Annotated in this window: 11 protein-coding genes; 2 read left to right on the top strand and 9 right to left on the bottom strand. The window is 72.3% G+C overall.

Annotated elements, in window-relative coordinates; all coding sequences use genetic code 11:
* Positions 1-36 precede the first annotated feature (36 nt).
* On the top strand, positions 37-1,239 hold the full coding sequence (locus tag ACIQMR_RS31985; RefSeq protein WP_401394717.1) for an FHA domain-containing protein: 1,203 nt from the start codon (positions 37-39) through the stop codon (positions 1,237-1,239).
* A 46-nt stretch (positions 1,240-1,285) separates the two neighbouring features.
* Here the strand turns inward: ACIQMR_RS31985 and ACIQMR_RS31980 are convergent, their stop codons facing one another.
* Positions 1,286-2,293, bottom strand: a complete 1,008-nt coding sequence (locus ACIQMR_RS31980) for a methyltransferase domain-containing protein (protein WP_401394714.1) — start codon at positions 2,291-2,293, stop codon at positions 1,286-1,288.
* Between the two features lie 119 nt (positions 2,294-2,412).
* Here ACIQMR_RS31980 and ACIQMR_RS31975 point away from each other — a divergent pair, with 119 nt between their 5' ends.
* Positions 2,413-2,817 (top strand): globin, encoded by a 405-nt coding sequence (locus ACIQMR_RS31975; RefSeq protein ID WP_401394711.1) that lies wholly within the window; start codon positions 2,413-2,415, stop codon positions 2,815-2,817.
* Positions 2,818-2,906: 89 nt separating this feature from the next.
* Here the strand turns inward: ACIQMR_RS31975 and solA are convergent, their stop codons facing one another.
* The 8 genes from solA to ACIQMR_RS31935 form a co-directional block, all read right to left on the bottom strand.
* Complete coding sequence (gene solA / locus ACIQMR_RS31970; RefSeq protein WP_401394708.1) at positions 2,907-4,052, bottom strand: N-methyl-L-tryptophan oxidase; 1,146 nt, start codon at positions 4,050-4,052, stop codon at positions 2,907-2,909.
* Between the two features lie 43 nt (positions 4,053-4,095).
* Complete coding sequence (locus ACIQMR_RS31965) at positions 4,096-4,764, bottom strand: hypothetical protein (RefSeq protein ID WP_401394705.1); 669 nt, start codon at positions 4,762-4,764, stop codon at positions 4,096-4,098.
* Positions 4,761-5,192, bottom strand: a complete 432-nt coding sequence (locus tag ACIQMR_RS31960) for a thioesterase family protein (protein ID WP_266374147.1) — start codon at positions 5,190-5,192, stop codon at positions 4,761-4,763. Before ACIQMR_RS31960 ends, ACIQMR_RS31965 begins: the two co-directional genes overlap by 4 nt.
* A gap of 4 nt (positions 5,193-5,196) precedes the next feature.
* The gene (gene ettA, locus ACIQMR_RS31955) at positions 5,197-6,861 is read right to left on the bottom strand and encodes an energy-dependent translational throttle protein EttA (RefSeq protein WP_401394702.1); all 1,665 of its coding nucleotides are present in this window, start codon (positions 6,859-6,861) and stop codon (positions 5,197-5,199) included.
* Positions 6,862-7,096: 235 nt separating this feature from the next.
* A complete protein-coding gene (locus ACIQMR_RS31950) occupies positions 7,097-8,518 on the bottom strand; it encodes a Cys-Gln thioester bond-forming surface protein (protein ID WP_401394699.1) in 1,422 nt (473 codons plus the stop codon).
* A 223-nt stretch (positions 8,519-8,741) separates the two neighbouring features.
* Complete coding sequence (locus ACIQMR_RS31945; RefSeq protein ID WP_401394696.1) at positions 8,742-9,317, bottom strand: single-stranded DNA-binding protein; 576 nt, start codon at positions 9,315-9,317, stop codon at positions 8,742-8,744.
* Positions 9,318-9,653: 336 nt separating this feature from the next.
* Positions 9,654-11,675 (bottom strand): GTPase, encoded by a 2,022-nt coding sequence (locus tag ACIQMR_RS31940; RefSeq protein WP_401394694.1) that lies wholly within the window; start codon positions 11,673-11,675, stop codon positions 9,654-9,656.
* On the bottom strand, positions 11,672-13,279 hold the full coding sequence (locus tag ACIQMR_RS31935) for a dynamin family protein (RefSeq protein ID WP_401394691.1): 1,608 nt from the start codon (positions 13,277-13,279) through the stop codon (positions 11,672-11,674). Before ACIQMR_RS31935 ends, ACIQMR_RS31940 begins: the two co-directional genes overlap by 4 nt.
* Between the last annotated feature and the right edge of the window lie 14 nt (positions 13,280-13,293).

The following is a 13,293-nucleotide window of genomic DNA, read 5'->3' as shown; positions in this document are numbered from 1 at the left end:
TCGCCCGCCGGACGAAGGAGAGGGGGAAGCGCCGACATGCCGACCTGCCCGAACGGACACCAGTCGGGTTCCGACGACTGGTGCGAGGTCTGCGGCCATCGCATGGCCGGGGCGGGGGCTCCGGCGGGCGCGGTTCCGCCGCCTCCTCCCCCGCCGCCCGGATACGGCTACCCGGGCCCGGGCGGCCCCGACGCCACGGCCCAGGCGGAGCTGTGCCCGCAGTGCCGTACGCCGCGCGAGCCGATGGCGCCGTTCTGCGAAGAGTGCCGCTGGAACTTCCTCACCAACACGGCGACGTCGTACACCCCCCTCGCCCCGCCCGGACGACCGGGCCCCGGGGGTCCCGGCGGCCAGGTGCCCGGGCTGAATCTGCCGCCCGGATTCCAGGCCCAGCAGCCTCCGCGCCCGCCGGACCCGTACGAGTACCAGGGCTCACGGCCCTCGCAGATGAACCGGCCCGCCGAGCCGCTGACCGGCGAAGCGTCCGCGCCGCGTCCTGCGCAGCCCGGCCCGCCGGCACCGCCCGCGTTCCCGCAGCCGGGCCCGCCCGGCCCGCCGGAGTTCCCGCAGCAGCACGGGCAGCACGGGCAGCCCGGACAGCCCGGCCCTCCAGAGTTCAGCCGGCCCGGTCCGCCCGCGCAGCAGCAGGGGTTCCCGCCCGGGCCGCCCGCGCCGCCCGGATTCCCCCAGGCCGTGCCGGCACCGTCGCAGCGGCAGCAACAGCCCCCGCAGCCGCAGGGAGGCGGGGACGACTGGATGCTGCCGCCGCCCTCGCAGCAGCAGTCCCCGCAGCGACCCACGCCGCCGCAGCCACAGGCGCCGTACCAGCCACCCGCCGGCTGGACGGCGGTCATCGCGCCCGACCGCGAGTACTTCATGGCGATGATGCAGCGCAGCGGCCCCGAGGCGGCAGGGCTGAACCTGCCCGCGTACTCCCCGGAGCAGCAGCTCCAGCTCTCCGGCAACCAGGTCACCATCGGCCGTCGCCGGCACTCCACCGGCGAGTCGCCCGACATCGACCTGTCGGTTCCGCCGGAGGACCCGGGCGTCTCGCACCAGCACGCGGTCCTGGTCCAGCAGCCGGACGGCTCCTGGGCCGTGGTCGACCAGAACTCCACGAACGGCACGACGGTGAACGGCGGGGAGGAGCCGATCCAGCCCTACGTCCCCGTCCCGCTGATGGACGGCGACCGGGTGCATGTGGGCGCCTGGACGACGATCACCATCCGTCGCGGCTGACGATCACCGTCGACGGTGGCCGACACTCGTCATCCGCCGCCGACGGTCACCGCCCGGCGTGGCCGGGCACGTCGAGGGGCCAGGCGTACGGCCCTTCGGGATCGTCCAGCCAGGCCCACTGGCGGCCGCCGCTGACCGTGGCACCGAAGCGCTCCCGTTCCGGCCGCTGCTCACGCTGCCAGAGCGAGAGCGCTTCGTGCGGATCCAGGCTCCCCGCGGTCAGCGTGAGCAGGAAGCGGAACAACTCACTCCCGGCCACGCGCCGCGGCAGCCCGCCGACATGCGGTATCGCCGTCCGCACGGGCCCGCCTCCGCGCAGAGGGACGAAGAACGCGGGGGTGTGCAGGAAATGACCCTCCGCATGGTCCGCGTCACGTACCCGCAGCAGGACGAGACCGTTGGCGAGCGGGGCGAGGACCAGCCCTCCGGGCCGGCACTGCGGCAGCCATGACTGCGGTACGGACGGCAGGGCGCAGGTCGCGATGACCCGGTCGAAGGGGGCGCGCCCGGGACAGCCGCGGGCGCCGTCGCCGGTGATCACGGTGGGGTGGTACCCGGCCGCCTCGAGATGGCTTCGCGCGGACTCGGTGATCTCCGGATCGAGATCGACGGTGGTCACGTGCGAGTCGCCGAGGCGGTGCGCCAGCAGGGCCGCGTTGTAGCCGGTGCCGGCGCCGATCTCCAGCACGTTGTGCCCGTCCCGCACCTCCAGCGCGTCCAGCATCCGGGCCATCAGGGACGGCTGGCTGCTGGAGGAGACCAGTTCACCGTCGCGTACCCGGGTGGCGAGCGGCCCGTCGGCGTAGGCGCCCCTCAGCCAGCGCTCCCGGCGGTCCGGATCGCAGTCGCCGGACCACAGCCGCTCGTACCCGGCGAAGGTCGACACGTAGTAGTACGGCACGAACAGATGCCGGGGCACCTCGGCGAAGGCCGCCCGCCAGGCCGGATCCCCCAGGGCCCCGGTAGCGGTGATCCGGCGCAGCAGCGCCGCGCGCACTTCGGCAGCGGGACCCGCGAAGGGATCCCGCATGCGCGCGTCCTGGTCTGCACCCATACCTCCACTTTCCTGCGCCCCCGCGCGGGAGGCGAGGACCCGGCGGCTGCTTTTCGCCGAGGTCCGGCAGAAGTCCTAGGGCCCAGGTCCTCGTCCGGTCCGTCTGAGACCATGGACCGGTGAACGAGATTCCGCGGGGCACGCTTCAGGAGCAGACCTTCTACGAGCAGGTCGGCGGCGAGGAGACCTTCCGCCGTCTGGTGCGACGTTTCTACGAAGGTGTCGCCGAGGACCCCCTGCTGCGCCCGATGTACCCCGAGGAGGACCTGGGCCCGGCCGAGGAGCGCCTGAGGCTCTTCCTGATGCAGTACTGGGGCGGCCCCCGCATCTACAGCGAGAACCGTGGCCACCCCCGGCTCCGGATGCGCCACGCGCCGTTCACCGTCGACAAGGCCGCGCACGACGCCTGGCTGAAGCACATGCGGGCCGCCGTCGACGAACTGGGGCTCTCGGAGGAGCACGAGCGGCAGCTCTGGAACTACCTCACGTACGCGGCCGCCTCCATGCTGAACACGGCGGGCTGACCGGCCCACCCACGGGGCGGGCCGCAGGGCGGCCACCCCGCTCGAAACGCGTCACCAGCGCAAGCGACGGGTCCCGGGTGCGTCGCACGTCACAGCGGCCTGCCTGGAGCGAACAGGTCGATGGGGTGGGCGGTGACGCCGGTCAGCGCGAGATCGGCGAGGATCTCGCCCACCACGGTGACGAACTTGAAGCCGTGACCGGAGAATCCGCAGGCGACGGTCACGGACTCCGGGTGCGCGGGGTGCCGGGCGATCACGAAGTGCTCGTCGGGTGTGTTGGAGTACATGCAGGTGGCGGCCTTGAGGAAGGTGCCGGGAAGACCGGGGAGACGGGGAGCGACCTGGTCCGCCATGGCACGGATCTCGTCGTCGTGGACCGTGCGGTCGATGGTCTCCGGTGTACAGACCGTGCCCTTGCGGAAGAAGGCGACCTTGACGCCCCCTTCGGGGCCGTCGATGGCGGGGAAGCCGTAGAAGTGGACGCCCGCCGCGTCCTTCCAGACGTAGATGGGGTGCCGGTCCGCGGTGTAGGGGCCGGTGCCGCCGGTGGGCTGGAACCAGTACATGACCTGGCGCTCGATCGTGATCGGCACGCCGAGATCGGCGAGCAGCGCGGGCGCCCACGCTCCGGGGCAGACGACGAGCTGTCCCGCCGTGTACACGCCGGTGGCGGTGTGCACCCGTACGCCGTCGCCGTACGCCTCCCAGCGGGTCACCGGCTCCTCGAAGCGCAGCTCGGCCCCGCCACGGGCGGCGAGCCGGAGCTGGGCGGACACCGTGCTCTCCGGCCGCAGAAACCCCGCCTTGGCCTCGTACAGGGCGACCTCGTCGTCCTGCGGGGCGAACGTCGGGAAGCGGCGCCGGAGTTCGCGCGCGTCGAGCAGCTCGTGCGGCAGGTCCCACTGGCGGGCCGAGCGCAGGGCCCCGGCGACGGGAAGGGACTCCGGGCGGCCGACCATGACGCCGCCGCACAGGGTGGCGATGTCCTGAGCGCTGTCGCGCTCCAGCCGCTCGTACAGCTCGTACGCGCGCAGCAGCAACGGCACATAGGCCGGGTCCTCGAAGTACGACTGGCGGGTGATGCGGGAACCGCCGTGGCTGGAGCCCTTGTTGTGCGCCGGGCCGAACCTCTCCAGGCCGAGCACACGGGCACCGCGCTCCGCGAGATGGTGCGCGGCGGCGCTGCCCATACCGCCGAGTCCGAGGACGATCACGTCGTACGTCGTCTGTGCCATCTGCCGCTCCTCAGCATCGGATACGGTCCGTCCGCGGTCGGCCTCAGGCCGGTGTGACGGTCAACGCGCCGAGCCCGGCCCTGCGTATCGCGATCGAGCCGAACGGCGTCCGCAGCCGGAGCCAGCCGCCCGAGGCGAGCAGCGCCGCACCGGTGACGTCATCAGGGGTCGGGCGCAGGAAGCCCAGCGCCTGGGCGGCGTGCACGGCCCGCAGCGGCAGTTCCGTGTCGCCGAGGGTCCGGGACCAGATCTCCCGGCCGATCCTGTCGCGCTCGGCGCGGGTGCGCCGCTCCGCGGGCAACACCTCGTCACGGGCGCGGAATTCGGCGACCGCGGCGGCCACCGCGCCTCGCATCTGTACGACTCCGGGCAGCCCCGGCAGCTCCCGCCAGCCTCCCCGGGGAGGCAGCACACCGGCCCACGGCGGACCCGTGACGGCGGCGGGCACGGCGAGCGCCGAGCCCTCGACGGACTCCAGCAGCTCTCCCGCCGAGACGGTGACATCCAGCTCGACCGGCTCCGCCAGCCGCGCCGTACGGATCGCGAGGACCTCGAACGAGGGCGGTCGGCCGAACACGGCGAGTGCGCCCCCGCCCGCCTGCAACCGGACCGCGGCGGCCCGGTCGTAGTGGATCAGCCGACCGAGGAAGGCGGCGAGATCCGCCGCCTCCCTCGCGTCGGCCAACCACAGGGTCTGCACGGGCGCAGTCATGCCGCGAGCGCGTCCTTCACCGCGTCGTCCAGGTACTCCTGGAGGAAGGACTTCTCCTCGGCGCTGATCCGGCGCGGACGCGCCGCCGCCAGGTCGTAGGGGACGACGACGGTCGAGGCCCGGACGTACACCTGGTCCGGATCCTTGATCTCGTACGCGATCGTCAGCGACGCCGCGCCGATCTTCGTCACCCAGGACTCGACGGTCACCGGCTCGTGCCGGTGCACCAGCGGGCGTACGTAGTCGATCTCGTGGCGGGCCACGACGGACCCGCCGGAGAACGACGGCGAGCCGTCCCCCGGCGCCAGCCGGAACATGAAGTCGATGCGGGCCTCCTCCAGATAACGGAGGAAGACCACGTTGTTGACGTGCCCGAAGGCATCCATGTCCGACCAGCGCAGGGGGCAACGGTAGATATGACGTGCCAAGAGATCAGCCCCGGGTGAGCTTCTTGTAGGTGGCGCGGTGCGGACGTGCGGCGTCCGCGCCGAGCCGCTCGACCTTGTTCTTCTCGTACGACTCGAAGTTGCCCTCGAACCAGAACCACTTCGATTCGCCCTCGTACGCCAGGATGTGCGTCGCGACCCGGTCCAGGAACCAGCGGTCGTGGGAGACGACCACGGCGCAGCCCGGGAAGTCGAGCAGGGCGTTCTCCAGCGAGGAGAGCGTCTCGACGTCGAGGTCGTTGGTCGGCTCGTCGAGGAGCAGCAGGTTGCCGCCCTGCTTCAGGGTGAGCGCCAGGTTGAGGCGGTTGCGCTCACCACCGGAGAGGACCCCGGCCGGCTTCTGCTGGTCCGGCCCCTTGAAGCCGAACGCCGACACATAGGCGCGCGACGGCATCTCGACCTGGCCGACGTTGATGTAGTCCAGCTCGTCGGAGACGACGGCCCACAGCGTCTTCTTGGGGTCGATGTTCTCGCGGCTCTGGTCGACGTACGAGATCCTGACGGTCTCGCCGATCTTGATGTTGCCCGAGTCGGGCTTCTCCAGACCCTGGAGCATCTTGAACAGCGTGGTCTTGCCGGCGCCGTTCGGGCCGATGATGCCGACGATGCCGTTGCGGGGCAGGGTGAAGGAGAGGTCGTCGATGAGGACCTTGTCGCCGAAGGCCTTGTTCAGGTTCTCGACCTCGACAACGACGCTGCCCAGACGCGGGCCCGGCGGGATCTGGATCTCCTCGAAGTCCAGCTTCCGCATCTTGTCGGCCTCGGCCGCCATCTCCTCGTAGCGGGCCAGGCGGGCCTTGGACTTGGCCTGGCGGCCCTTGGCGTTGGAGCGGACCCACTCGAGCTCTTCCTTGAGCCGCTTCTGGCGCTTGGCGTCCTTCTGGCCCTCGACCTTGAGGCGGGACGCCTTGTTCTCCAGGTACGTGGAGTAGTTGCCCTCGTACGGGTGGGCGCGGCCGCGGTCGAGCTCCAGGATCCACTGGGCGACGTTGTCGAGGAAGTACCGGTCGTGGGTCACGGCGACGACGGTGCCGGGGTACTTGGCGAGGTGCTGCTCCAGCCACTGCACCGATTCGGCGTCCAGGTGGTTGGTGGGCTCGTCGAGCAGCAGCAGATCGGGGGCTTCGAGCAGCAGCTTGCACAGGGCGACACGGCGGCGCTCACCACCGGAGAGGGTGGTGACCGGCCAGTCGCCGGGCGGGCAGCCCAGCGCGTCCATGGCCTGCTCCAGCTGCGTGTCCAGGTCCCAGGCGTTCGCGTGGTCGAGGTCCTCCTGGAGCTTGCCCATCTCCTCCATCAGCGCGTCGGAGTAGTCGGTCGCCATCAGCTCGGCGACCTCGTTGAAGCGGTGGAGCTTCCCCATGATCTCGGCGGCGCCGTCCTGGACGTTCTGCAGAACGGTCTTGGACTCGTCGAGCGGGGGCTCCTGGAGGAGCATGCCGACGCTGTACCCGGGTGAGAGGAAGGCGTCACCGTTGGACGGCTGCTCAAGACCGGCCATGATCTTCAGCACGGTGGACTTACCGGCGCCGTTCGGGCCGACCACACCGATCTTCGCACCGGGCAGGAAGCTCAGCGTGACGTCGTCAAGGATCACCTTGTCGCCGTGCGCCTTGCGCGTCTTGCGCATGGTGTAGATGTACTCAGCCAAGAGAAACCGTCCGGCAATCAGTGAGTGGGCAGATACACCCCATCTTGCCTGACCGCCACCCCTGGAACGAAACCCGTATCTGGCGGGCCTCCTGAGCTGCCGGTTCCCCGGCCCCCCCTGTAGTGGATCTGTCACCGCTCGTCGCCGTCGGCCGCCGACGGCCGCGCTCCGGAAGGCAGGATGGAGCCCCCCGCCGACTGTGGCCGAGCCCGGCGGGGGCAGGTCGTTGCGTCGCTCACTCCTCGGTGGAGGGAGCCTTCTTCTTGCGTACGAAGAGGACGGCGGCGCCGCCGATGACGACGAGGCCGATCGCCGTGCCGGCGATGATCGGGGTGGCGTTGGACGCGCCGGTCGCGGCGAGGTTCTCGTCACCGCCGAAGGTGCCGCCCGCCGAGGCCGCGCTGGGCTGGGGAGCCGGCTCGGCCGGGGCCGGGCCGCTGCTGCCGGTGGTCTTGCAGTCCAGCACGCCCTTGAAGTTCTTCGAGAACCCGCCGGGCCCGGTGATCGTGAAGTCGTACGCCTGGTCCTCGGGGACCGGGACGGTGACGGTACGGGACTCACCGGGGGCTATCGAGTGCTTGAAGCCCATCAGGCTGAAGATGAACGCCTCGTCGCCCTTGTTGGTGCCGGTGATGTCGACGCTGCCCGCGGCGCAGTTCTTCTCCGCGGTGAGCGCGGGGATCGGACCGGCCTTGGCCCACGTGGCGGTCGCCGTCGAGGAGACCGTGGACTGGCTGGACCCGGCGAGGATCTGGGTCTGGCTCTTGGTCACCCCGGCGAACGCCCGCCCGACGGGCACGTTGGTGGTGGCCTGCACGCTCAGCGCGGCGGTGCCGTCAGGGGTGCCGGACGGTATGCCGAAGTAGAGCCGGCTGCCGTCTGCCGCGGTCGTGACGGGCTTGCCGGCCTCGTCCGTCACAGTGACACCGCTGGCGGCGGAGTCGGCGGGCGGGGTGACGGTGACGCGGTCGGCGTCCGTGCGGACCGTGACCGGTCCGAGCCGCCCGCCCGCCTTCCCGGAGACCGCCCTGGGCTCCAGGCTCAGCGAGGCGCGGGGCTCCGCCACGTTCTTCGCCTTCTTCTCCAGCCAGTCGGCGAGCTTCTCGGCCGCAGGGTCGATCGCCTCGACATCGGCGCCGTCCGAGTACCGCCAGATCGCGACCTGGGTGCCGGCAGCGGCGGTCCGCTCGGTGAGCGCACCCGTCCCGGCTCGCTCGGCCAGCCCCATGAGGTCGTCGACCTGGGGGTAGGAGTGCTGCAGAATCCAGCGGATCCGGCCGGCGTCCTTGTTCGCACCGAGCGAGGTCTGGTCCCAGGGGGTCTCCAGGTACTTCGCCTGCTCCTGGGTGGGGTTGTGGATGTCGATGCAGTACGTCTTGAGCCTGCCACCGCCGTCGACGGTCATCTCGAACAGCCCGGCGGGCAGCTCGTGCTCCTGCCCGCCGTCGCGCAGCACGGCGCGGTCGAACGTGGTCAGGCCGTCGAGCGTGGCGGAGGCGCCACCCTGGTGCTGGGGAGTCTCCTCGGCGGCGGCCGGTCCCGCGCCGGCCATGGCACCCGTCGCGAACAGACCGGACACCAGGGCCACCGCGGCGCGCCGGGCGGCTCCCCGCCCACGTACAGAGAACGCAGAGAACGCAGAGAACGCAGAAAACACAGAATTCCCCTCCGGGCGAGGCCCTTTCGCTCGGGGTGCGTGGGGGGAGTGCCTCGCCAGCAGACTCAAGTGCCCCGTGAGTACTGAGAAATCCTAGGGACGCGACGCGACCCGATCTCCCGTCATGCCGTCAGATAACCATTCCGAATCAGAATCGTTATCGCCGACTGCACATCCCCCCGATTGACTATCGACAAATCTCCACAACCGCAGGTCAGCGCGGTCAGGGCACGGCCGCGGGAGCCCGGGCTTCAGCAGCTACGACGTCCGGGCCGCCTCCCGGCCCCCGGCCGGCCGCGTGGTCCTGACCGTCCGGGCCCGGCGGTCGCGGCGGGCCGCCTCCCGGGCTCGACAGCTCCGTACGCACGGGGAATTCGGGCGAGTCGAAGGGGCTCGCGAACCCGGAAGGATCGACAGGACGGCCCGTCAGATGCGGTTCGCCTTTCATCGTTCGCCGGAATGCCGATGTCCCCCGGGTCATGTCGTGTCCGACGGCGACCGCGTCGACGTCGACGGACGTCCGGCGCTGCCCCTCCTTCTCCTCCTCCCGCACCTTCAACCGGCCGTGCACCACCAGTGGTTCACCGACGGCCACCGAGGCCGCGAGATTCACGCCCAACGTCCGCCGGGCCCACACCGTGTAGAAGCTCGTCGGCCCGTCGGTCCACTGCTCCCGCTGCCGGTCCCAGTGGCGCGACGTCACGGCGAACCGGAACCGCGCCCATCCCCCGGTCGCCGACTCCCGGTACTCCACGGCGGTCGCGACATTGCCCACCAGCGTCACCATCGCCTCGTTCATGACGATCCCCTCCCGCTTTCCTGCTTCCGGCCGGTCCGGCCGTTGCGCTGACGGATCTCATGCTCGACCGGCCGGCGGATTCCCGCTCACGCCTGTGGAAACCGGAGCAGCTGTGGAAAACCCCGCCACCCTCCCGGGTGACGGGGCCGCCGTGTCCCGGCGTCCGCAGGACCGCTCAGGGCCCGAACGACGTCTCAGGGCCCGAACCGACCGCTCAGTAGCCCGTACGACGTCCGTAAGGCCCGAACCGACGTCTCATGGCCTGAGGGGCCTCCTCAGGGCCCGGTGAGGTCTCTCGGAGAGCCACCGAGAGACCTCAGGACGCCGCAGGGCATCTCAGCGCTTGAGAGACACCGTCACGTACTGCTCGCGCACCTCCTGGTACCGCAGCAGCTCGGCCGCGATCGGATCCAGGACCTTCGCCCGCCCGCAGGCCGCGGCGGCCTCCCGCAGGCGCCGCTCCGCGTCCTGCCCGTAGCGCCGTGCGGGCCCCTTCGCGGCGGTCGCGCACGCCCACTCCACCAACGGCCCGCCGATGATCCCGCCGAGCATCACCAGCACCGGCGGAACCAGTCCCGGCTCCAGGACCCCGATGATCTGGCCCAGCAGCCACAGCCCTCCGAAGATCTGCAGCAGCGTCATGACGGCCTGCGCCAGCACCGCGGCCGGCCACCACGCGGGCCGCGGCGGGCGTTCGTTCGGCGTGCCGAGCGTGACGGCCAGCTCGTCGAGCTCCTCGGGCAGCCCCTTCGACCCGCGCACCGCCGCCTCGCGCACGGCCTGTGCCCACGGCACCGGAAGCCCGTGGGCCGCGTCGTCCGCGACGGTGCGTACCGCCTGTTCGACCCGCTGCCGCGCCGTCAGCTCCTCCTCCGCGGGCTCCGGGGGCTGCGGCAGCCCGCCGCCGGGGGTGCGGACGCGCTCGTACCAGCGCCAGAGCCGCAGCCACGGCGTCCCGCAGGCGCGCCCTGCGTTCCTGCGCCACTGGCGTTCGGCCTCCTCGCCGACCGCGGTAGCCCCGACCGCGTTCGCCAGCCGGGCCGTGAAGTCGTCGCGGGCGCGCTCGCCGAGCCCCGGGCGCCCGTCGGCGACGTACACGGGCCGCAGTCGTTCCGCGGCCGCGTCGATGTCGGCGGAGATCCGCCGGGCCGCGGCGCTCTTCTCCTGGACGAGCCGACCGATCAGTTCGCGCAGGTCACCGACGCCCTCGCCGGTGAGCGCGGAAAGGGCGAGGACAGTGGCGCCGGGATCACCGTGCTCGCCGACGGCGATGCCGTCCTCGTCGAGGAGGCGGCGCAGATCGTCGAGCACCTGGTCGGCGGCCTCGCCGGGCAGCCGGTCGATCTGGTTGAGGACGACGAAGGTGACTTCGGCGTGCCCGGCGAGCGGACGCAGATAGCGCTCGTGGAGGGCTGCGTCGGCGTACTTCTCCGGATCGACGACCCACACGACCGCGTCGACGAGCGCCAGGACCCGGTCCACCTGTTCCCGGTGCACGGTCATCGCCGAGTCGTGGTCGGGCAGATCCACCAGGACGAGCCCCTGCAGCGCCTCGTCGCCGCTGCCGCCCGCGAGGGGCCTGCGGCGCAGCCTGGGCGGGATGGCGAGCCGGTCGAGCAGCCCGGCGGCCCCTTCCGACCAGGTGAGGGAGATCGGCGCGGAGGTGGTCGGACGGCGCAGTCCCGTCTCCGAAATCGGCACCCCGGCCAGGGCGTTGAACAGCGTCGACTTGCCGCTGCCGGTCGCGCCCGCGATGGCGACGACGGTGTGCCGCGCCGACAGCTGCTGCCGTGCCGCCGCTTCGTCGAGCACCCGGCCCGCTTCGGCGAGGGCCTTCTCGTCGAGCCGGGCACGGGACAGGCCGACGAGCTCGCGGAGCGAGTCCAGGCGGGTGCGCAGCGGGGCGGCGTAGGGGCCGCCGATGGGGACGTGCGCCTCGTCGCCGACGAGGGACCCGTCGTCCCCGGCGAGGGCGGAGGGGTCGACCGCGCGGCGGGCGATGAGACCGTCGGCCCACTGTTCCCCGTCGGCGTCGACGTCACCATCGCCATCACCCTCGCGATGGGCGGCGTCGCTGCCGTCGGCTCCGTCACCGCCCTCGGCGAGAGCGGGCTGCTCGCCCTGCTCGTCCGGCCCCTGGGGCTCCTGCCCCCCGGCCGGCCCGGCGACCGGCGTGCCCTCCGCGTCCTCCCCGCGCGCGCCCTCGGGGCCGATGTCGGGACGGGCGTCCGGACGGGCGTCGGGACCGTCGGGGCCCGCGACCGTTCCGGCCGCGGGCCCGTCCTCCGTCCCCGCCTCGGGGCCGGGCCCCGAGCGACGGCCCTCGGTCTCCCCAGTGACAGCAGTCACCGCGGTCACCTCTCCTTCTGCAGTACGGACAGCGCGGCGATCAGCTCGGCCTGCGGCTCCGGGCACAGCTCGAGAGCGTCGAGCGGGGCGAGCCGCCGGTCGCGCTCCTCGTTCAGTACGCGTTCGATGTACGTCATCACCAGCTCCCCGCCCTTGTCGCGGAGCCGCAGCGCGCCCTGCGCCCCCATCCGCTCCGCCAGCCGCTCCCCCGCGGCCCGGGCCCGCCGGCCGCCGAGCAGTGTGGTGGCGAGCAGCGCGGCGACGGTCTCGGGGTCGGGCGCGGCGGAGCGTTCCAGGTCCCGTACCTCCTCCTCCGCCAGTTCCTCGAGGACGCGCCGCCAGCGCCGCACGGCCATCCCGATGCGCTCGGGGGCCTCCAGGTCGGCTCGCGCGTTCCCGACGCCGGCCGCACCGGCGGCCGGTTCGCGCCGCCACGCTTCCTGGAGCCGCTCGTCGGCGGCGGCCACGGCGCACTGCAGCAGCGCGGTCAGGCTCTCCGCGAGCGCGTCGAGGAGCTCCACGGCCGAGCTGTCGCGCGGATAGCCGCGCCAGCGGGTGCGTGCGTCCCCGGCGAGGACCGCGCCCCGGCGCACCAGCTTGCGTACCCGCTCGGCCTCCTGCGCGTACGCCTCCTCGACGGCGCCGGAGAGCCGCACGGCGGCGGCGTACTGCGCGGCGACGGCACCCGCGAGCTCAGGCATCCGGGCATTCAGGGAGTCGATGACGCCGGCGGCGGTACGGACGACGGTCTGCTGGCGCGCGGCGGGGTCCAGGGCGCGGTGGGCGAGCCAGTCACGGAGCGCGGCGACGGCGGTGTCCGGCAGCAGCCCCCTGCCACCGCCCGCGGACTCGGGCAGCTCCGGGATCGTGAAGCGCGGTACGTGTCCGAGGCCGGCCTTGGTCAGCAGCGCCGCGTACTGCCGGGACACCTCCGTGATCACCTGGTGCGGCACCCGGTCGAGCACGGTCACGAGCGTGGCGTCGTACTCCTTCGCCGTGCGCAGCAGGTGCCAGGGGACGGCGTCCGCGTACCGCGAGGCGGTGGTGACCATCACCCACACGTCGGCGGCGCAGATCAGCTCGGCGGCCATGATCCGGTTCTCGACGACGAGAGAGTCGATGTCGGGCGCGTCGAGCAGGGCGAGTCCGGGCGGCAGCGACGCGGAGGTCTCGATCCGCAGCGCACGTTCCTCGGGCTTCCCTCGTGCCCCGGCAGGCGAAGACGCCTCGGTCTCCTCCTGCTGCGGCAGCCATACGCGGGTGAAGTTCGGCAGGACGCGCATGTCGGCGAACCAATGGTGATCGTCCGGGTGGCATACGAGCACGGGGGTACGCGTCGTGGGCCGAAGAACCCCGGCCTCGGTCACGCGTCGCCCCACAAGAGAGTTGACCAGCGTGGACTTGCCGGCTCCCGTGGACCCTCCGACGACCGCGAGCAGCGGTGCTTCGGGGTCTTTCAGCCGGGGCACCAGATAGTCGTCGAGCTGCGCGAGGAGCTCGGCCCTCGTCTGCCGCGCCCGCGGAGCACCTGGAAGGGGGAGTGGAAGACGCACGGCAGCGACCCGGTCGCGCAGGGCGGAGAGTGCGTCGATCAGCTGAGGCCGTACTTCCATGGTCACCACATGCG

Origin of the sequence: Streptomyces sp. NPDC091376 (assembly GCF_044757085.1) — a bacterium.
Classification (GTDB): Bacteria; Actinomycetota; Actinomycetes; order Streptomycetales; family Streptomycetaceae; genus Streptomyces; species Streptomyces pratisoli.
Note: the sequence above shows the minus strand (reverse complement) of the source record. Positions and strands in the feature narration are given on the sequence as shown.

Excerpts from the sequence above, each read along its gene's own strand:
- ACIQMR_RS31985 (WP_401394717.1), top strand. The coding sequence starts at position 37 with ATGCCGACCTGCCCGAACGGACACCAGTCGGGTTCCGACGACTGGTGC.
- ACIQMR_RS31980 (WP_401394714.1), bottom strand. The coding sequence starts at position 2,293 with ATGGGTGCAGACCAGGACGCGCGCATGCGGGATCCCTTCGCGGGTCCC.
- solA (WP_401394708.1), bottom strand. The coding sequence starts at position 4,052 with ATGGCACAGACGACGTACGACGTGATCGTCCTCGGACTCGGCGGTATG.
- ACIQMR_RS31965 (WP_401394705.1), bottom strand. The coding sequence starts at position 4,764 with ATGACTGCGCCCGTGCAGACCCTGTGGTTGGCCGACGCGAGGGAGGCG.
- ACIQMR_RS31945 (WP_401394696.1), bottom strand. The coding sequence starts at position 9,317 with ATGAACGAGGCGATGGTGACGCTGGTGGGCAATGTCGCGACCGCCGTG.
- ACIQMR_RS31935 (WP_401394691.1), bottom strand. The coding sequence starts at position 13,279 with ATGGAAGTACGGCCTCAGCTGATCGACGCACTCTCCGCCCTGCGCGAC.